Below are 20628 nucleotides of genomic sequence, written 5' to 3' on the forward strand. Positions count from 1 at the left end.
CGTATTCGGGTCCCCGGCCCGATAGTTCCGGTTCCGGCTTCGATGACGGCCAAAGGCTGCTTGGACCGTTTCGTCGGCAGGCTCCCCGCCGTCCGCCTTCTGTAGCACGCTGGCCGAACCACGGGCGATTTGGCAAGGTGGTCGGACAATTGTGGACTTTGACGCGGCGGCGCTTCGCGGCATCACGCCGCCCATGACAACGCCGTTCACCGGGACGGACGCGATCGAGGAAGCCGGCGGAATGGTCCATGTGCTCGCGGGGATCATCGTCGTGTCGACCCTGCAGACGGCTGGCATCGGGGCTCGATCACCTCCCGACCCGGCGGGCCGCCGCTGGCCGGGACGTGCCGAATTACACGTGAACGCGCCAAGCGCCTAGTGGGTTCCGCGCCTCTCGCAGGGAGGCGACCACCGCTGGTCGGGCGGTCCCTCCCGGAACCGGGCGGCAGCCGACGTTACCGTCAGGGTCGAGGGAGGGCTGATTGCCGGGTCTCGTCGTTGCCGTGACCGAGTTCATCGATCATCATTTGCCGCATGCGGAATTTCTGCGGTTTGCCCGTGACGGTCGTCGGCACTTCCGCTACCACGCGGACGAAACGGGGAATCTTGTAGTGCGCGATGTTTCCCTGACAGAAACTGCGGATGTCTTCTGCTGACAGTTCGGAACCCGTGGTCGGGATGACCCAGGCACAGACCTCTTCACCGTAGCCGGCATCCGGGATTCCGAACACGTGCGCTTCGCGAACATGCGGGTGGCGGAACAGGTACTCCTCGACTTCGCGCGGGTAGATGTTCTCGCCCCCCCGGATGATCATGTCCTTGGCCCGGCCGGTGACGGTGCAGAACCCCTCGGCGTCGAGGCGGGCCAGATCGCCGGTGTGCATCCAGCCGTCACGAACGCTCGCCCGCGTTGCCGTCTCGTCATCCCAGTACCCCTTCATGGTGGAGTAGCCGCGGGTACACAATTCACCCTCCTCGCCGACCGGGAGCACCTTTCCGCCCGCATCAACGATCCGGGCCTCCAGGTGCGGATGGATCCGTCCGACCGTGTTGCAGCGTTGCTCGACCGGGTCGTCCACCATGCTCTGAAACGACACCGGCGAGGTCTCGGTCATGCCGTAGCAGATGGTGAGTTCCGGCATGTGCATCTCGTGCAGGACCCGATCCATGACCACCTTCGGACAGGGGGCGCCGGCCATGATTCCGGTCCGCATCCGCGCGAGCTGAAGGTCGAGTGCGGGGAGCCGATCCAGCATGGCGACGAACATCGTCGGCACGCCGTACAGCGCGCTGCAACGCTCATCGGAAACCGTGGAAAGGGTCGTCTCGGCATCAAAGCCTTCACCGGGGAACACCATCGCGGCGCCCTTGCTGATTGCGCCGAGGACCCCCATCACCATGCCGAAACAGTGGTAGAGGGGGACGGGGACGCAGAGACGGTCGTCCTCGGTGAGATGGATCCGGTCGGTGACGAAGCGCGCGTTGTTGACGATGTTCCGGTGGGTCAGCGTGGCGCCCTTCGGCGCTCCGGTCGTGCCGGACGTGAACTGGATGTTGATCGCATCATCGGGGGCCAGGGTCGAGTCGACAGCAGCGAGCCGCAGGACTTGCGCGGGTCCGGCAAGACCGGCCAGGCTCGCAAACGCGTAGATCCCGGGCCCCGGATCGTCGCTCAAAGCGATGACGCTCCGGAGATGCGGCAGCTGCTCCGAGCGCAGGCTGCCGGGCCGGCACCGGTCGAGTTCTGGTGCCAGCTGCCGCAGCATGCGCAGGTATTCCGACGAATTGAAGCTCTCGGCCAGCACCAGGGCGCGACACCCGGCACGGTTGAGCGCGAACTGGAGTTCCGCCGACCGATACGCCGGGTTGATCGTGACCAGAATCGCGCCAATGCGGGCGGAGGCGAGTTGCGTCAGCACCCATTCGTACCGGTTGGGCGACCAGATTCCGACCCGATCGCCTTTTGCTAGCCCGATGGCGAGGAGCCCTGCCGCGAGGGCATCGGTTTCACGGCAGAGGTCGTGGTAGCTCCGCCGGATCGACTGGTGGGGACAGATCACGGCCTCCCGCGGCCCGAATCGCGAGGCTGCGCGCCCGAGCAGGTGCGGAACCGTGATGTCCTCGAGTGGCGGCGCGGTGGCTCCGCGCACGTACGACTCGCCGTGGACGGGTACGGCGTCGGGTGCAGCGGATGGTGCGGTACCGAAGTTGGCGACTTGGCCTGCCAGGCTCTGGGTCAGAATGTTCACGGGCGCGTCGCTACATCGTCCGCCAGTCGCCGGACTGTTCGAAGGCGTGCGCGGCACGGTAGATCGTGGTTTCCTGGTGGGGGCCCCCGACCAGCATCATTCCGATCGGCAGTCCCTCGCTCATCCCGCAGGGGACGTTCATCGCCGGCAGGCCGCCGTTGAACGGCGCCGTGTTGCCGATGTTCTCGAACGCCCGCTGGATGTACACCGCAATCGAGCAATCCGGAGGCGGGATTTCCTGCGCCTTCATCGGCAGCGTCGGCAGCAGGAGAAGGTCGTGCACCTCGAGTGCGCGCGCGTAGGCCGCGTTGGCCTTGCGCATCAGGTTCTGCGCCTTGCCGTAGAAGCGGCCGCGGTATTGCTGGCGGAAGTGCTCGCCGAGAAACATGCAGACCTTCAGGGAGTGGCTGAGTTCGTCCGCTCGCGTCCGCCACTGGGCCATGTGATCGATCATCGACGGCAGGAACAGACCGCGGCAGTTCGTCCCGGCCGCGTTGCCGTGCATCATCTGGTCCTGAAGGCCTTCGACGGCGATCGCCGTCCAGCAGTCGAGAGCCAAGAAATGCTCCGGGACCGAGATGTCCTCGACGCTCGCGCCCAGTTCGCGGAAGCGGTCGGCCGCTTCGCGGACTTTGCGGTCCACGTCCGGCTCGCTCTCCGGCCGGCCAAAACCCTCCTTGAGTACGCCGACCCGAAGGCTTCGGGCACCCTGGCCGAGCGCTTCGGTGTAGCGGGCGGTCTTCGGGTCGCGCTGCCGGGAATCGAGCCCGTCGTCGCCGGCCAGCACCTCCAGCAGGAGTGCATTGTCGGCCACCGTACCGGTCACCGGCCCCACGTGGTCGATCGTGCGCTCGATCGGCATGATCCCGCTGTACGGTACTAGGCCATGCGTCGCCTTCATGCCGTACACACCGCAGTTTGCCGAAGGGATCCGGATGGAGCCGCCCTGGTCGCCGGCAATTGCCATGTCGACTTCCCCGGCGGCGACGAGCGCTGCCGAGCCGCTTGACGAACCGCCCGCCATGTAGCCGCGTTTCCACGGGTTCTGGACCGGCCCCTTGGCGCCGGTGTGCGAGCCCGCCGAGAGGCAGAAATTCTCGCAGTGGGCCTTCCCCACGATCGTGGCGCCAGCGTCCAGCATGCGGGTGACGATGGTTGCGTCTACTTCCGGCGTATAGCCTTCCATGATCGCCGAGCCGTTCATCATCGGCACGCCGGCGAGGCACACGGTGTCCTTCAGGACGATCCGCTTGCCGCGGAGCGGACCATCCGGGGCGCCGCGCACGTCCGTTTTGACGTACCACGCGTTTAATTGATTGTCAGACGGTTCCGGGAAGTGCCCGGGCGCCCTCGGATAGCGCACTGGCGGCAGGTAGTCGGGCGCCGCGTCCAGCCGGTCGTACGCCTGGACATAGGGCTCCATGACCTCCCGGTACTGTTCGAGTTCGTGGTCGGTGAGCCCCATGCCGAACTGGCCGGCCATGGTGCGCATCTGGGAGAGCGAAGGTCGATTGACGGTCATGGTGTTCGCTGTTCCGGGGAATCCGGCGGCATCACCGGCTGGCAGGGGCGCCCCCCGTTCCTCCGGGATACGTTCGTGGATCGGCGGAGCGGCCCGCTCGGCGGAAGACCCGTTTCCCGGCGGGCCGGGGCGAGGTGACGGGGAGGAAGAGGCGGCGGATCGCGCTGGGCCAAGACCGAGAAGCGTCTCGATTTCGGCGGGGTTCGCGAGGTCGGTGCGCCCAAGCTCGCCCGTGACCCGGCCCCGTTCCAGGATGAGGACGCGATCGGACAGGGCCGCGACGAAATCGAAATTCTGTTCCACAAGCAGGACAGAAAGCGCTGAACGCTCCTGCAGGCCGCGCAGGGTTTCGGCGATCTCGTCGATGATCGAGGGCTGGATGCCTTCGGTGGGTTCGTCGAGCATCAGGAAATCAGGCTCGCCCATCAGGCACCGCGCAAGCGTCAGGAGCTGCTGCTCCCCGCCGGACAGCGCGCCGCCCTTGCGGTCGAGCAGGCCGGCAAGGCGGGGGAAGGCGGCGAGCACCGTGTCCAGCACGTCGTCTTCGTGCTCGCCGGTGAGGCCCTGCCAACCGAAGCGCAAATTGTCCCGGACTGTGAGTTGCGGAAAGATTCCCCGCTCCTGGGGAACGAAGCCTATGCCCAGGCGGGCGCGCTCAAACGGCGGCAGCGCGGTGATCGCGTTGCCGCGGTACCGGATGACACCGGACGTGGCGGGCAGCAAGCCCATGAGCAGCCGCAGCAGGGTGGACTTCCCCATGCCGTTGTGGCCGAGGATTCCCACCACCTCGTCATCGCGCACCTGGAGGTCAACCCCGTGCAGGATGGGCACCTTCCCATAGCCGCCCGTGAGTCCCTCGACTTCCAGGGCCGGCGCCGCCTCTGGCACCTCGGTCACGCGGCTTGTCCCAGATAGACGCTGCGCACGGCCGGGTCCGCCAACACGGCGTCCACGTGACCCTCGAGCAGCACCGCGCCCCGGTGAAAGACCGTGACGGTTCTGGCAATCGAGCGGATGAACTGCATGTCGTGTTCGACCACAACCACGGCCGCTGTCCGCGAGAATTCTTCCACGATTTCGGTCAGGCGTTCGACGTCACCGCCGGTCATCCCGGCCGCCGGCTCGTCGAGCAACACAAGCCAGGGATCCCCTGCCATGACCATGCCGAGCTCGACATGCTGGCGCTCGCCGTGGGCGAGCCTGCCGGGCGAGCTCCGCGCAACGGGCTCCAGCGCCAGCCGGGCGATGGTTTCGTCGGCTTTCCGGGTGGCGGCTTGCGGCGGCAGGAACCGGCGGGCGGCGAGCCAGATGTTCTCGAAGACGCTCAGCCCGTCCATGACGCTCGGCACCTGGGTCTTGGTGCCGACGCCGAGACTTGCCACGTGATGGGACGGCCAGCGCGTGGTTTCCTGGCCGCGCATGAAGATTTGCCCCTCCGTCGGCTGCAGCAGCCCCGTGACGCATTTGAAGAACGTCGACTTTCCGGCGCCGTTCGGGCCGATGAGGCAGCGGAGCTCGCGGGCATCCAGCCTGAAGTCGACGTGGGCGACTGCCTGCACCCCACCAAATTGCATGATGAGGCCCTGGGTCTCCAGGACCGTTTCAGGCATCGCCTGACGCCAGGGAGGACCGCGGCCCGCGCCGTCGCCGGTACCGGCTCCGGGGACGCCTGCGCGTGACTAGGCGCCAAGCGTTCGCCAAAACGGGAGCGATCCCTCCCGGAAGAAAGAGCACGAAGAGGACCAGGATGGCGCCGGACACGACGGAATTGTGTAAGAGGTCCTGCTGTCCCAGGAGGAACTTTAGATAGGAGAGACCGGCCGCGCCCAGCACCGGCCCGATGCGGGTGCCCAGGCCGCCGACGATGCACCAGATGATGATGTCCGCCGACTGGCTGAGGGAAAACAGGCGCGGGGTGACGATTTCCGCCCAGTTCGCAAACAGTGCGCCGGCCAGGCCGGCGATGGCGGCGCCTGCGGCGAACATGACAGTCTTGCGGGCCGGCACGTCGTAGCCCATCAGGGCAGCCCGCGTCTCGTTTTCGCGAATGCCGACGGCAATGCGCCCGAACGACGACCGGAGCACCGCGCTCACGAGCAGGTACGCCAGCAGCAGGCAGACCGCGCTGAAGTAGTAGAAGGACTCGCCCCAGACGTAGGCACTCGGGTCTCCGGGGACGTTCAGGGTCTGGAACCCCGGAATACCGTTGAACCCGCCGAGCCGCGCATTCCCGATGACGTACTCCGAACCGGCGGTGGCGTTCATGAACCGGTGGAGGATCAGCGTGACGACGAGGGTGATGACGCCGAGGTAGACGTCGGTCAGCCGGCCGTAGAACAGCATGGCCCCGAGCACCGCGGCGAAGCCCGCCGGAACCGCCACCGCGAGGAGCATCGGCACCGTGCTCTCGCCGAAGTTGATCGCGGCAATGGCGTAGGTGTAGGCGCCAAGACCGAAGAAGGCGGCCTGGCCGAAACAGAGGATGCCCCCGAACCCCCAGACCAGTCCCAGGCTGAGACCGAGCATCCCGTAGATGATGAGAACGGTCAGCGTGTAGGTGCTGACCAACATGGGCAGGACACCGACGGCGCAGGCGGCCACCACCAGCGTGCCGGTGAGTTCGCGGCCCCACCCGGCGTCCCTCACAGCGATTCCCTGAACAGCCGGTCGGTGATGCCCCGGGGCAGGAGCCGGAGGAGGATGACGGCCGCCACCAGGAGCGCCACTTCGCCGACGACCGGCGAAACCGCGAAGCTGAAGATCTGGTTGATCAGCCCGAAGACGCCGGCGCTGCTGGCCAGACCCGCGATCAGCGCGGGCCCGCCAGCGATGACCGTAATGAACGCCTTCGCGATGTAGGCGCCGCCGGACGTGGGGACCAGCCCGACGAGCGGGGCGAGGACGGCACCGGCCAGCCCTGACAGCGCGGACCCGCAGGCGAACGTCAGCATGTAGATGCGGTCGGGGTTATAGCCGAGTGACGCAGCCATGTCCGAATGCTGCATCGTCCCGCGGGCGATGAGACCCGACCGGGTCGATCTGAGCACGGCCAGCATGAGGAGAAGGAGGACCGCGGCCACCAGGACGATGAAGAAGTTGTACCCGTTGACTTGATAGTCCCCGAGCGCGAAGCCGGGAATGGGGGTCGATATGCCGGTCGTCGTGTTGCCGAACAGCATCGTCACGATACCGATGAACAGCAGGCTCAGCCCCCAGGTGGCGAGCATCGTGTCGATGAGGCGTCCGTAGAGGTGCCGGATCACCAGGCGCTCGACGGCGAGGCCCAGCACGCCGACGACCGCCGGCGCCAGGACGAGCATGGCAAGAAAGACGTTCACGCCGAGATCGACGGCGGTAATCGTGGCATATCCCCCGAGCATCATGAACTCGCCGTGCGCGAGGTTGATGACCCGCATCATGCCGAAGATCACGGCCAGGCCGGCGCTGATCAGGACCAGCGCGCCGATCGCGTACAGCACTTCGACAACGATGACCAGAACGAGATCCATGTCAGTGGCGCGGGGTCGTCGGGGTCAGAGCTGCGGGGGCGGCGTGGTCGGCCACGTTGACGCCCCCGCGTCGCCGGGCTCAGATCTCGATTTCGTACTGCTGGTTGTCGTCCGGATTGACCTCCAGGTCGCACACCGCCTGGGTGTCGATGGGCTGGCGTTGCGGCAAGGTGTCGATCACCGTCATGCCCTGGTTCTCAATCTCCATCAGATGGACATCGAGGACGGCGTGGTGGGTCTTCGCGTCGACCGTCACCATGCCGCCCGGACCCTGGATGGAAATCCCGGTCTCAAGCGCCGTGACGACCGCATCACGATCGAGTGAGCCGGCTTCCCGCACGGCCGCTGCCCACGTCAGCACGCCCTGGTAGTTCGATACCGCGATTTCGTGAATGGCTGTGTCGTCGCCGTAGGCCGCCGCCCATTTGCGCTTGAATTCCGCGTTCTCGGGTGTGTCAAGCTCCTGGCTGTAGTTGTATGCAACCATGATCCCGTTGCCCTCTTCCGCGGTCAGTACCTTGTGTTCGTTGCCCACGCCCAGGGTCGTGGACGCTAGGGGGATCCGGGCCTTCATGCCGGCCGCGGCCCATTGCCGGAAGAACGACAGGTGGGCGCCGCCGACCAGGGGCGCGATGACCAGGTCCGGGGCTGTCGACTGGATCTTCGCGATCGTCGATCCGAAGTCCGAGACGTCGAGCGGAAAGAAATCGACCGAGACGGTTTCACCGCCGTTGTCGCCCACGTACTTCTGGATCCACTTCGCCGTGATCTGGCCGTAGTTGTAGTCGGCCGCGAGGATGTAGATCGTACGGGCTCCCACCTTGTTCATGGCGTAGGGCACGAGCGCCTCGACCTGCTGGGCCGGAGTGACGCCGTTGATGAAGATGTTGCGATCGCAGACCCCGCCCTCGTACAGCACGTTGTAGAAGTACAGCGTCCCGCTCCTGCGCAGGATTTGGCGAATCGCTTCGCGTGAGGCCGACAGGATGCCGCCATGGACGACGTCGACCCGGTCCTCGCGGGTGAGCTGCTGCGCATATTGGGAATACAGCGCCATGTCGGACTGGGTGTCGTAGGCGACCACTTCGATGGGCCGCCCCAGCAGTCCGCCGGCGTTGTTGATGTCGTCCACGGCGAGTCGCATCGCCATGTCCATCGGCTTGCCGTAGGCGTCGAAGATGCCGGAGGTGTCGAGGATGGATCCGAGCTTGATGGATTCGGCTGCGGCCGCCGGGTACCCCAGAAGGGCGACACCGGTCAGTGCGGCGCTGCCACCGAGAAAATGGCGACGGTTGATGGACATACGGAAATCCTCCTGTCGGAGCCCGCTCGGGCCCGTCATGGGTTGCTGGCAGGCACGGTTGTCATGCCTTGCCCTTGTCCTTGGTCTTGATTCGATTGGCGTAGTCGGCGGTGCGGCCGGCCAGGTTGGGATCGAAGTCGAGGCCGATTTCCGCCCCCATCTGCTTCATCGCCGGCAGCCGGACGGCCATGCCGAGGATCTGTTCCATCGCGGCTCCGAAGGCGTCTTCGGCCGCGCCTGAACTTCCCGTCGCCGGGCCGGGCCCGCCGATCTGATTGATCCGGATGGATTCGATCTTCTCGACCGGCTTCATCATCTGCGCCATGATTTCGGGGAGGCGATCGAGCTTGCGTTCCTCGAGGCGCATGCGGATCACGGAGTCACTCAACAGGTTCTCCGCCTGGTTCAGCGCCGTGCGTCCCTCGGCCTCCGCCTCCATGCGGGCCTTTTCGGCCGATGCGGCGCTTGCGGTCGCGGAGGCCTCGGCCTTGGCCTTGGCGAGCACCGTGTCGACGTCGGTCTGTACCCGCGCGTTTTCACGGGCGAGATCCTGTTCCTGGCGCATCCACGCGATTTCTCCCTCGCGCTCGGCGGCGGCCCGCTCCTTTTGCGCTTGGACGTTCTCGGACGCCAGGACCAGTTGGGCCCGCGCTTCTTCCTCGGCGGCCTTGGCGACCGACTCTTCGGCCCGCTTCCGGGAAAGTTCGATCTCGTTCGTGAGCTTCGCCTCCTCGAGCGCGAGGAGCGCGCGCATCTCGGCCTTCCGGAGTTCTTCGTCGCTCGTGACCTGGGCGGCCTTCGCCTTCTGCTCCCCATCGATGCGCACGGTCTCCGAGGCCAGCGCGGCAGCAGCCCGCGCCTGCTCGGAGCGCGAGCGGGCATCGGCTTCGAGTTTGTCCAGGTGCTCTTGCTGGGAGATCTCAGCCTCGCGCTCGGCGCGCTTGAGCTCGATTTCGCGCTGATGCTGGGCCAGCCGGCTCTCCCGGACCGCGATCTCCGTGGCGGTCTCGATCTCGACCCGCGCCTTGCGCTGTGCAGCGACGAGCTCGGCAAGGCGCCGGCGGCCCTGCGCGTTGAAGGCGTTCGATTCATCGAGCTGGGCCAGATTGGTCTGGTCGACCGACACTAGGGCCGCGGCAATAAGGCTTAGCCCGAGCTTTGCTGCCTGCTCTCCGGCTTCGGTCGCGACGTCCTGCGTGAACGCGCCCCGGTTCAGGTGGATGTCCTCCATCGTCCGCTGGGCAGCGGCGTTCTGGATGGCGTTGACCAAAGCCCCTTTGAGCAGCTCGTGGACCGCGCCGCCGTTGCGCGAGATGCGGTTGCCGAGCGCCTGGGCGGCGGTCGACACCCCGTCGCGAGACGGTTCGACCCGCAACTCGAATTCCATTCCGACATCTGCCCGCAGCTGGTCGCGGCACAGGACCGCTTCGCTGCCCGATTGCGTGGCGGAAATCGAGATCGCCGCCATGGAGACGCGCTGCAGGCGATGCACGATCGGCAGGGCCAGGCAGCCGCCGTCGAGGACGACTTTGCGTCCGCCGAGGCCGGTTCGCACCAACGCGGTCTCCAGCGTGGCCTTCGCGTAGTAACGCTGGAGGAACCAGATTCCGCCGGCCAGGGCCAGCAGCATGCCGGCAACGGTGTAAAGCCAAACCACGGGTGTTTCCTGTCGTCTCCCGTCTAGCGGCCGAGGGCCGGCCGATGCGGCCGGCTAGCCCGAGCGACAGGGTAGCCGAATCAATTTCCAATTCAAGTAATTTATGCTATCTTATTGCCTGGTAAGATTCTTTACGATCTCGAACTCCATTCCTGTTACGCGTGCCAGATAGGCCGGGAGCGGGCGTGGATCGGTGGTGCCCCGGGCCATCCGGCGCGCGCTGCGATAGTGGCCGCGGGCAGCAAAGTCGGCAGCGCGGGATCTCCAGTCGTCGCCATGTGTATCGACAAGGGCGGCCAGGCAGTGGATACCCTCGTACGTGGACTGGCCCAGCGTGTTCAGGACCGGTGCATGATCGCCGTGGATCGAGTGGTACTTCTCCCGGAACGACGCATTGGCCTCTGTCCGCAGCGATCCGAAATAGGCGGCCGAAGCATAGAAACGGTTGAGAGACTTCGGCCCGCTGGCGAGCAGCACGTTTTCCTCCACCGCGCAGGAGAAGCGGACGGTGCTCCGATGCAGGTCCGCTTCCCCGAAGGCCCGATTGAACATCACCGCGTCCTGGCCGATCAGAGAGACCAGGACCGCATCCGCGCGGCAGCGACGGATTTCATCCACGAACGGTCCCATGTCCGAGACGCCGAACGGCAAGTAGCGCTCGTAGACGAGGGGGGTGGAGCAGTCACGCAGAATCTGCTTGGCAAAGGTATGCGAAGCACGTGGCCACACGTAGTCGTTACCGATCATGGCCCAGCGGCGGAACCTGTACGTCGAGTGAAGGTGGCCGATCGCGGGGCCCAGCTGCAGCGCCGGGGTTTCGCCGATGGCGACCACCCCGGGCGTCCTTTCGCCACCCTCGTAGAGGGGGGTATAGATGAACGGAACCCTCTGCCTGACGACTTTGCTCAGGCGTTGCCTGACAGCACTGATGTGCATGCCCACGATCGCATCGATCGCCTGTGCCGCAAGCAGATCGCATACGAGCGAATCGACCGGGACCGCGGCTTCCTCGGCCGCATCCACCAGCAGCAACTGGACCTGACGGCCGTCGATCCCGTCACGACGGTTCAGTTCCTTGACCGCTACCTGTGCACTGGCGATGCAGGACGGTGACCAGATCCCGGCGGCGCCGCAGAGCGGCACGAGCAGCGCTATGCGGTAGTAGGAGCCGGGCAACGGTGACAGCGAATCGAATTCGCGTCCATACTCCAGTGGCAGACTGGCCGGATCACACCGGCCAGCGGCAAAATCCTGACCGCTGGAACAGCGTTGCTGCATGCGGCAAGTACAGTTGAAAGTGATTTCCAAGTCAACTATTTCTTGCGCGATAACTGTGGGTATCTCCATGAGCGACACACCGAGGCCGCTGACTGGCTACCTTTCGTACGTACTGGCCGCGGCTCATCGTGAGGTGCGTATTTCGCTATCGCACCGGCTGAAGGCTTACGGGATCCAGATCGAGGCGTGGCGGATTATGGCGACGCTGGCGTCACATCCAGCGGCAACCATGAGTGAGCTTGCCGACCTGGTATTGATGAACCCCCCGGCCCTGACCAAGCTTGTCGATCGCATGGTCTCAAGCGGTCTGGTACATCGCCAGATCTCAAGGCAAGACCAGCGTCAGGTCAACCTGATTCTGACGGATCTCGGAAAAAAGCGGATGTCCCAGATTCGGGCGGAAGTGCAGTCCGAGGACGACGAGATACTTGCGGCGATTGGATCAGAGAACGTCGAATTGTTTGTGGACATGCTCCAGAGGATTTCTCCGCGCTCAGCTCGGCTTTCGCAGAGGCCACTGCCTCGGCAACTGCACAAGGTTGACCGTACGGATCTCTAGTTGAGCTCTTGTGGTGCCTGTTCGAAGAGTTGCATGCAGTTCCGGTGATGGGCCACAAGCGTGTCGGTCGGGAAGACGCGCTGAGCATTGTGTTCCGTCTTGGCGCCTACCATACCGGGACCTGATCCGCACGAACGGTGTTCCTTGTGCCGTGTTGGCGCTTCAACGCAGCCAGGTGAGACAACCGGCGGTCTCCAGCACCTGATTGAGATCGGCGTTGTCGTCGAGGCGGGCGTACCGTTCGCGAAGTACGCGGAGCGAGCGGGCGTGGTAGCGCTGCGGCTTCTGGGCCCAGCGGTCGCCGGCGAGGTCAACCTCGAATTCCTCGGCTTCCTCAGCAATGGCCCGGGCATTGGCGTCGGACCAGGGGAGAAAGCGGCCTCCGACCTCTTCCGCGAGCAGCGGCATCAGGGTCGGCGCCAGCGCGGACCATGTCTCGAACGGTCCATGCGCATTCGGATCCTGCATCTCCCGGCACCACGCGAGCGTCCGCGGCGGGATCAATCCGCTGCCGGCGGGATCGGTCGACATCTGCCAGACCTGGGCGGCGATGCCGAAATCGGCGAAGGCGGGCCGTGCGCCGAACAGGTATTTCCGGCCGTCCAGGTGGGCCTCCAGCAGCTCAAGCATCCGGGCCAGCGATTTCTCGATGATCGGTGCCGTCTGCGGTGACGAACCCACGAACCAGACGCGGGGGACCATGCGTTCGCGCACGGCCCGGGCCCGCTCGGCCACGGCATCGTCGCCGGCGCCGGGAAGCATGGACCGGGCGATCCGATCGGCCGCCGACAGCTGGTCCGCCTCGTCGCGCCAGCGATAGTGGAACATGGGCTTGTTGCCCCATTCGTCCCCGTATTCCTCGAGGAGCGCGGAGAGGAAGGCAAGCACGGGGTCATTGGGCTGGATGGCGGGCTCGGCGAACGCCGCCTCGAGCCGCTCGATGATAGGGGTCGAATCCTGGAGGGCGTCGCCCTCGGGGGTGATGACCAGCGGCACGAGCGGCAGCCGGGCATGGGCGTCGAATTCAGCTTGGGTGTCGGGCGTTCGCGTCAGCCACTCGTGGGCGATCCCCTTGTAACGAAAATAGGCCCGGACCTTCACGGAGTACGGCGAGAGTTCCGAACCGAAGATGCGATAGGTTGCCACGAGCGGTCTCCAAACTGCGAAGTGCCGACCTTGCCAGCGACCGTCGGTCGATGGCAAGGCGCGTGGGCACGCTGGGCGGATGCCACGTCACGAAGGAACGTCGTCACGGACGACGGGTACTCCGATTGATCCATGGGGTGCTAAGTGGTGGCGCAGGAGAAACTGCCCGGTTTCGATCCCTGATGCGGGCATGCCGAGCATGGAGTCCGCTGGCTGCCTTCAGCTGCCGGGTGTCCCGTGCGTCTCGAAGAATCGCAGCACCTTTTTGCGAGAAAGCGCTCCAAGGGGTGTTGTGGGAGACTGTGTCGACCTGCCGGCGATGCGCCCGGCGGGAAGACGGAGGATGGCGAGAAGGAGACCGCGATGACGACCTTGCTTTTTCACCATGAGAGCTCGGCCAGGCATGACACCGGTCCCGGCCATCCCGAGCGCCCGGCACGGTATCGCGCGGTGATGGAGGCATTGTCCGTCGACGCGTTTGCAGACCTCGTTCGGCGTGAGGCCCCTGAGGCCGAACGTGAGCAGGTCGCGCGTGCCCATAGCGCACGCTACGTCGAGGCATTGCTGGACGCGGTGCCCGAGACGGGCCTCGTCCGGGTGGATGCCGATACCGTGATGTCCCCCGATTCGGGCGAGGCGGCGCTCCGCGCGGCAGGTGCGATGGTGGCTGCAGTGACGGCGGTGATGGGGAGCGAGGCAACCAACGCCTTTTGCGCAGTCCGGCCGCCTGGGCACCACGCCGAACCCGAGCGCAGCATGGGGTTCTGCCTGTTCAACAATGTCGCGGTGGGCGCGCTGCACGCGCGCGAGGTGCTCGGGGCGGAGCGGGTGGCCGTGGTCGACTTTGACGTCCACCACGGCAACGGGACCCAGGCGAGATTCGAGTCCGACCCGTCGCTGTTCTTCGCCTCGACCCATGAGTTTCCCCTGTATCCCGGGACGGGACGCGCGGACGAGCGGGGCGTCGGCAACATCGTCAATGTCCCGCTGGAGCCGGGGTCGGGTTCGACGGAGTTCCGTGCGGGAATGGAAGGGGCAGTGCTGCCGCAGCTGCGGGCGTATGAGCCCGACATCATCCTGGTGTCTGCGGGCTTCGATGCCCATGTGCGCGACCCACTCGCAACGCTCCGGCTGGAGGATGACGACTTCGCGTGGGTGACGGAGCGGCTCTGCGAGGTTGCCGACGAGGTGTGCGGCGGCCGTCTGGCCGCAACGCTTGAAGGCGGCTATGACCTCGGGGCGCTCGCGTCGAGCGTCGCGGAGCACGTTCGCGTGTTGATGTCGGCCTGATACCGAGGTGGTGCGGGCCTGACCTTGTGGTGCGATCGACGTCGGGTGGGGGATGGGCGAAGTTGGCGGACGCGCTGCTAGGTAGGTCAACGCGGGCCGGTATGGCGGCCCGTCGCCCCGCTCGCCGTACGGTTCGCGCTCCACGCGGTCGTGAGTGATCTCCTGGTCGCGGTCGACGGACCGGCCGGACTGCCGCCCGGATTTACGTGACCACCTACGGCTGGCGGTCTTGCAAGGTGGGCGCGGTCGTTTGAGCTGGGCCACGCCGCGGCCATGGCGAGACCTATGATTGACTGGCACAGCGGGCAGGGCAGGGCGAGATATGGGTGCGCGGCCACTGATCATCGACTGTGATCCCGGCCAGGACGATGCCATCGCCCTGTTGATGGCGATCGCGTCGGCCGAGGAATTCGACCTGCAGGGCATTACGGCGGTTGCCGGCAACGTGCCCCTGGTGAAGACCGAGGTCAACGCGCGGCAGATAAGGGATCTGGCCGGACGGCCCGAGCTGCCGGTGTATGCCGGCTGCCCGCGGCCCATGGTGCGCATGCCCGTGACCGCCGAAGCCGTGCACGGCCCGAGCGGGATCGATGGTGCCGATCTGCCCGAACCGAGCCGCCCGGCGGAAGAGACGCACGCCGTGGACTTCCTGGTGCAGACTCTTGCCGAGGCGCCCCGTCCTGTGACCTTGGCCACGCTCGGGCCGCTCACCAATGTCGCGCTCGCGATCATCAAGAACCCGTCGATCCTCGACAACGTGGCCGAGATCGTGGCCATGGGCGGCTCGATTGGGCTGGGCAATGTCACTGCGGCGGCCGAGTTCAATATCTATGCAGATCCGCACGCGGCCCATGTCGTCTTCGAGGCTGGCGTGCCGCTCACGATGGTGGGGCTGGATGTCACCCGTCAGGCGATAGCGACACCGGCGCGCATCGAGGCGATCCGCTCACTAGGGACCGCGCCCGCTGCCGCTGTGTGCGGCATGCTCGAGTACTACGGTGCGCGAACCACGGCTGCCTACCGCCACGGCCCGCCGCTCCATGATCCGTGCGTGATCGCGTATCTCCTGAAGCCTAAGCTGTTCGAAGGGCGGGACATGCACGTTGCGATCGAGCTTATTGGCGAGCACGCCCAGGGGCGGACGGTGTGCGACGTGCACGGGCGGAGCGGTGCTCCCAACGCTCGGGTCATCGAGCACGTGGATGCCGACGGTTTCTTCGGCCTACTGACCAAACGCCTGGCGCGACTTCCGGTGTCGACGTCCTAACCCTGCAGGCCCCCGGACGGTCAACCGAGCGGAATGGAGTCGCATGGAATTGGGTGCGCGACGCCGCGGGTTGTCGCCAGCATTGGGTAGATTGCGCCTACCGCTCTCAGTCGAGTCGTTCGGCTGGGTGCACCCTTCGGCTGGCGTTACTCCGGTCAACCCGCACTTGGGCCTGTCGCCGACAGGGAGCAGGGGTCGCCGAACTATGTCAAGCGATCGCCATTCACGCTGATCGCATTAGGGTGGTTCGGAACTCCGCTGGGCTGAAAGGTTTCGGCGGAAATCAGTATCCGCAACGAGTCCAATGCAGAGGACGTGGAACTAACATCCAGCTTCTTTGCGGCAGGGGGCTTCACGGTGAACGACAATCTTCAGGCAGATCTCGGATTGGAAGGAAAGGTCGCCATCGTCGCGGGTGGCGGCGCGGCGGGCGACGGCATCGGCAATGGTCGCGCGGCAGCCATTCTCCTTGCGCGTGCGGGCGCCAAGGTGTTCGTTGTCGACCGGTCGCTCGAACTCGCCGAGGGCACGGTTCGGATGATCGAGTCGGAGGGCGGCGTCGCGGTTGCCTACGAGGCCGACCTTACCGACGAGGACCAGTGTGCGGCGATGGTGGAAGCCGCTGTCGCTCAATTCGGACGGCTTGACGTTCTCGACAACAACATCGGTATCGCGAGCCTGAGCGCAGTGACCGAGGAGACGCAGAGCCAGTGGGAACGGGTGATGCGGGTCAATGTCGAGGCGATGTTCCTCAACGCCAAGCATGCTATCCCGGCGATGATCGAGAGCGGCGACGGCGGCGCGATCGTGAACATCTCCTCGATCGCTGCGTTGCGACCGCGTGGCATGTCCGCCTACTCCACGTCAAAGGCTGCGGTCATTGGCTTGACCCGCGCGATGGCGATCGACCACGCCGGTGACGGGATTCGCGTCAACTGCATCGCTCCAGGAGTGGTCTACACGCCGATGGTTTACGCGGATGGCATGTCGGAGGAGGCGCGCGAGCAGCGTCGGAAGTATTCGCTCCTCGGCATCGAGGGTACCGGCTGGGATATTGGCCGCGCAGTTGTCTTTCTCGCGTCGGGATGGGCGCGCTACATCACCGGCCAGACGCTCGTGGTTGACGGGGGCGGCACGCTCGGCGGGCCGCCGCGTTATAGCGGCACCGAGGCGGCTCAGGTGAGCGGCTATCACCAGTAGTAGTTGGCGGCAAACGCTTTCCGGGCCCTTTACGCAGATGGGATCACCACAATTCTGCCTGCCCTTGAACGATTGAACGCAAACTTGATTGTATCGGCGAAATGTCAGAATACTATTGAGGTGTATCCAGACAGCATGTCGCCACTGGCTATGCTTTAGGCCAATATGCAGCCACTTGGAGAGATAACTTGAGCGGAGCACGTACCATCAACATCTTTCGAGGCGATGGTATGCGCGAATACGAGCAACATATGTGCGACTTTCGCCGGGGAGAGGTAGCACTGAGACTTCCTAGGGAAATTACTCACGGAGGTGCCCTTGGTCGGTCGGTATCCTTTGCCCAACTAATTGCTACATGGGCTGCTCATTCGTCGGAAAGATATGCGCGTACAACCCTCTTGCCTGACGATCATGACAGTCATGAACGATTTGTTTCGCGTTTGCATGGATTGGCGGCCGCATACTACGCAAATCGTCTTCTTGCAGCTGACGGAGCGACGATCCTTAGGCGAACACTGCTTCAAGCGGCTATTCCGCGAATTCACGCTATGAATAAGCGCCAATTTGCACAGACGGCCAAGGGCCCGACGGCCGAACTTGTATTTGTCATTGGTGCCCGCAATGAATTTCACTCTGCAGCATATCGGGAAAAGCCAACACTGGCACAACTGATGGACTCCGAACAACATGGTAACTTAATTGTTTCTGCAAACGAAATGAACGCCCTGATTAGCAATATTCTGGTCAAACTGAAGGTACCATCGTTAGATCTTGATCGGCTGTCGCCGTTGCTAGGGCGTGAAACGGTTTCGCTAGGGGATTTACTTCACGAAACATTTCGGAATACAGCCGAACACGCGTACTTGGACCTTGACGACCGAATTCCGAAGGAGGGTCTTCGTTGCATTCTCATCGCGATTCGCAATATGCAGCCAGGGCAAATACAAGCCAACGCCATTGTTTCCGCCGAACATCAGCACCTCAGTCGCTACGTGAGGCGCCTCAGCAGACGCGCGTCCGTCGCTCGTCGAAGTTTGGTTTGCTTGTTCGAACTCTCGGTTTTCGATACAGGGCCGGGTTTCGCCGGCACCATGGAGTTGCAGTCGGATGCCAGCGATATAGATCGCGTAGCGCATTGTTTCCGAGATTACGTTTCCAAGAAGCCTGGCCCCAATTCTGGCTTGGGACTAGGACGAGTACTTAAATCTGTTCATTCGCTCGATGGTTATTTGCGCGTGCGAACTTCTACCGCTGAAGTGTTCTTCTCCGCGGCCACTCCAATGCCGTCAGATACAGGACCCGTGCCGAGCGTTGTCGGCGGACTACCCAAGGTGGTTGGAACAGCAATCACCATTGGCATTCCGCTCGAACTGTAGTGCTGCCGAAAATGTACTCCTTCCTCCTGGTCATGCCAATCGATGAGGTCACGACGACCCTCGAGGTCGTTTATCCGAGTCATGAAGCAAGCAACGAGCATCTGGAGCACGGGCTAAAGCAGCTAGCTGAAAGCTACAACCGCAGGAGCCCGCCCAGCCGTCTAATTGTCATATGTCCGTCCGGTATTGAGCAGCGGATACGGGATATTTATGTGGCCAACGCGCAGGTGTTCAATCCTCGCTTGATATCCACCTCCCATGTTACTGTGGCCCCATTTGACCAGTGTGGCCAGTTCATTTCGGATGGCCTCGTCCATTTGAAGGCGACGGACACTCATTGGCACATTGACGACAATTTCCTTGTGCGATTGGCCAATAGCGGTATCGAACAAATCTTTGACAATAACAAGACCATTCTTCATGCGCCACACGGCTACGTCTTCCGTAAGCCGTCGGGTCGCGAGGAAGACATTTTCGTTCGTGCTGGCAACATGCTGCGAACGCCCGACTGCCTAGCAGTATTCAACCATTTGTTGCTCCGCAGATTGCCACGCGGCTGCAGTCAGTTGTTCATCGACAGCTTCACGATATTGTCTTTTGCCATCGGCCTACAATCGATAGTTAGTTACTTCCGTCACATACACCCGTGCCTTCCAGCTCTTGCTATCCATAATACCCACTCGTATGAAATCAGTTCTGAATTTAGGATTCCTAATCAAGCGAACTACCTTGTCCTTATTTCTGCATCCACATCAGGGAAATATGCCCGAAAGCTCGTGGAAGAGAACCAGGCGGAGCTAGACCGGATCATCCATCTAGTTGGGGTGGGATCCGCTAATAGCGATTTCCGGAAGTCATGCATCTATTTTAGGGAGCGGGAGAGACCACGATATACAACCGGAACTGGGAACCGCCAGAGTGGCATCATTGAGATCGACACGGAGGAGTTCCTCATCGCGCAAGGTCCGCCACGTCCGGTCCGAATTAGTCACAGACATGTTAATCGGAAAGTTGCAGATGAATTTCAACAGCATTATTACAAAAAAGCATTGCTGTTCCACGAACCCGGCCCCCACTTGAGCTATGCACCATTTACTATTTCTGGGGAAAATGCCAAGAGCCCTTCGTCACCAATCGGGGAGTGGGTGCGTCGCCAGCTAGTCCATCAACTTCCGGCCTCGGCCCGTACCATTTTGCACATGAATGACAATAGTTCTCAATTGGTCGCAAAGTGGATCAACAAGGCCATCGGCGGACGTCGCAAGGTCATAAGCTTGAATGAACTCCGGGCAGATGGTTTAGATCCCGGTGGTCATGACGGTTCATTTGTCGTCATAGCCCATCAAGACCCCAGGTTCGATGCTCTGGGCGAAGCAGCAATCGCGCTCAGGCAGGCGGGACAGGCACACCGTCATTACGTCCTTTGCTACGCGTTCCCATCTTCAAGAGCGAACTACGATCGTCTCAAAGCTGATTTACGCCTGCAGACCCGAGGGGGCCAATACGGCTGGTCGGAATTCTTGGTGCTTCCTGTCGGCTCTCCGAATCTGCACGAAGCGCTCGCTGCCCATCGCAATCTCTACACTGACGAGGCAGTTGAGCCGCATCGAGCTGCGCTCGGCGACAATCTCACTGAAGCACTGACAACGCTCCGAGCGGCGCGTAGGATAGGCTGCGATGAACTCTTTCTACCGCGTGTTAATGGTGATCCCCTGAAGCTCCGCCATGGCTCTGTCTTTTTCGACGGACTAAACCCTTCTTGCCTCACGCAGATCACCGTTTATGCCATGGTGTCAGCCGCGCTACAGAAAGCCAGGGAGCCTGCACTTTCTCCTAGGCAAACTTCTCTGCCGTCCGAACTAAGATTCGACGACAACCCTTTCGTCCGTTCAATTCTTGATCCAAGCATGTTTGCTCGCTTTAGCGACGGCATACTCCGATCATCGCTGCTCCGAGCGGCACGGCAGTCCGAACTAGATTACTCCGCCAGCGATAGTCTCAGCCGCCAGTTCATGACTATCTGCGAATCGGTCTTGGACAATCATGAAAACCCCGCTGGCGATGCTGCACTCGAATTTGTCTATGCACTTGCTACCAACAAGGTATTGCTTCGTAGAGCAGACCACCTAATCCTATGCGAGAAAATCGCTTCTGTCGAAGTACTTGATGCATTGTATAGCATAGTTCAAGATCCGGAAAAGCGTATTCTTTAGCGGCAGAACTACTATTCGACTGCTACTGTCATTGCCACGGTTGCTGTCATCTTTGCACT

Annotated in this window: 16 protein-coding genes; 7 read left to right on the forward strand and 9 right to left on the reverse strand. The window is 63.4% G+C overall.

The window, feature by feature from the left end; all coding sequences use genetic code 11:
- Window positions 1–151: 151 nt before the first annotated feature.
- Window positions 152–379: a hypothetical protein gene (locus OXH60_02765; protein MDE0711036.1), complete on the forward strand. Its 228-nt coding sequence runs from the start codon at window positions 152–154 to the stop codon at window positions 377–379.
- Between the two features lie 82 nt (window positions 380–461).
- On the opposite strand, the gene OXH60_02770 is transcribed toward OXH60_02765, so the two are convergent.
- The 8 genes from OXH60_02770 to OXH60_02805 form a co-directional block, all read right to left on the reverse strand.
- On the reverse strand, window positions 462–2249 hold the full coding sequence (locus OXH60_02770; protein MDE0711037.1) for an AMP-binding protein: 1788 nt from the start codon (window positions 2247–2249) through the stop codon (window positions 462–464).
- Between the two features lie 10 nt (window positions 2250–2259).
- Complete coding sequence (locus OXH60_02775; GenBank protein MDE0711038.1) at window positions 2260–4668, reverse strand: amidase; 2409 nt, start codon at window positions 4666–4668, stop codon at window positions 2260–2262.
- Window positions 4665–5381, reverse strand: a complete 717-nt coding sequence (locus OXH60_02780) for an ATP-binding cassette domain-containing protein (GenBank protein MDE0711039.1) — start codon at window positions 5379–5381, stop codon at window positions 4665–4667. The genes OXH60_02775 and OXH60_02780 overlap by 4 nt, the downstream gene beginning before the upstream one ends.
- Window positions 5374–6417: a branched-chain amino acid ABC transporter permease gene (locus OXH60_02785; GenBank protein MDE0711040.1), complete on the reverse strand. Its 1044-nt coding sequence runs from the start codon at window positions 6415–6417 to the stop codon at window positions 5374–5376. Before OXH60_02785 ends, OXH60_02780 begins: the two co-directional genes overlap by 8 nt.
- Window positions 6414–7280 carry a branched-chain amino acid ABC transporter permease gene (locus OXH60_02790; GenBank protein MDE0711041.1) on the reverse strand — a complete coding sequence of 289 codons (867 nt, stop codon included), beginning with the start codon at window positions 7278–7280 and terminating at the stop codon, window positions 6414–6416. The genes OXH60_02785 and OXH60_02790 overlap by 4 nt, the downstream gene beginning before the upstream one ends.
- A 79-nt stretch (window positions 7281–7359) precedes the next feature.
- A complete protein-coding gene (locus OXH60_02795) occupies window positions 7360–8583 on the reverse strand; it encodes a transporter substrate-binding protein (protein MDE0711042.1) in 1224 nt (407 codons plus the stop codon).
- Between the two features lie 61 nt (window positions 8584–8644).
- Window positions 8645–10213, reverse strand: coding sequence for an SPFH domain-containing protein (locus OXH60_02800; GenBank protein ID MDE0711043.1), 1569 nt, complete (start codon window positions 10211–10213; stop codon window positions 8645–8647).
- A gap of 138 nt (window positions 10214–10351) precedes the next feature.
- The gene (locus OXH60_02805; GenBank protein MDE0711044.1) at window positions 10352–11548 is read right to left on the reverse strand and encodes a substrate-binding domain-containing protein; all 1197 of its coding nucleotides are present in this window, start codon (window positions 11546–11548) and stop codon (window positions 10352–10354) included.
- Between the two features lie 37 nt (window positions 11549–11585).
- On the opposite strand from OXH60_02805, the gene OXH60_02810 reads away from it, so the two are divergent.
- Window positions 11586–12077 carry a MarR family transcriptional regulator gene (locus OXH60_02810; protein MDE0711045.1) on the forward strand — a complete coding sequence of 164 codons (492 nt, stop codon included), beginning with the start codon at window positions 11586–11588 and terminating at the stop codon, window positions 12075–12077.
- Window positions 12078–12239: 162 nt separating this feature from the next.
- On the opposite strand, the gene OXH60_02815 is transcribed toward OXH60_02810, so the two are convergent.
- Entirely contained in the window at window positions 12240–13223 is a 984-nt protein-coding gene (locus OXH60_02815) for a glutathione S-transferase family protein (protein ID MDE0711046.1), read from the reverse strand.
- A 363-nt stretch (window positions 13224–13586) separates the two neighbouring features.
- On the opposite strand from OXH60_02815, the gene OXH60_02820 reads away from it, so the two are divergent.
- The 5 genes from OXH60_02820 to OXH60_02840 all read left to right on the forward strand — a co-directional run bounded on the left by OXH60_02820 (window position 13587) and on the right by OXH60_02840 (window position 20569).
- Window positions 13587–14513 (forward strand): histone deacetylase family protein, encoded by a 927-nt coding sequence (locus tag OXH60_02820; GenBank protein MDE0711047.1) that lies wholly within the window; start codon window positions 13587–13589, stop codon window positions 14511–14513.
- Between the two features lie 322 nt (window positions 14514–14835).
- Window positions 14836–15780: a nucleoside hydrolase gene (locus OXH60_02825; GenBank protein ID MDE0711048.1), complete on the forward strand. Its 945-nt coding sequence runs from the start codon at window positions 14836–14838 to the stop codon at window positions 15778–15780.
- Window positions 15781–16095: 315 nt separating this feature from the next.
- The gene (locus OXH60_02830; GenBank protein ID MDE0711049.1) at window positions 16096–16980 is read left to right on the forward strand and encodes an SDR family NAD(P)-dependent oxidoreductase; all 885 of its coding nucleotides are present in this window, start codon (window positions 16096–16098) and stop codon (window positions 16978–16980) included.
- Window positions 16981–17528: 548 nt separating this feature from the next.
- Window positions 17529–18356 (forward strand): hypothetical protein, encoded by an 828-nt coding sequence (locus tag OXH60_02835; GenBank protein ID MDE0711050.1) that lies wholly within the window; start codon window positions 17529–17531, stop codon window positions 18354–18356.
- Window positions 18356–20569, forward strand: a complete 2214-nt coding sequence (locus OXH60_02840) for a hypothetical protein (GenBank protein MDE0711051.1) — start codon at window positions 18356–18358, stop codon at window positions 20567–20569. Before OXH60_02835 ends, OXH60_02840 begins: the two co-directional genes overlap by 1 nt.
- Window positions 20570–20628 lie beyond the last annotated feature (59 nt).

Source organism: Rhodospirillales bacterium (assembly GCA_028824295.1).
In the GTDB taxonomy this organism is placed as follows: Bacteria; Pseudomonadota; Alphaproteobacteria; order TMED109; family TMED109; genus VXPW01.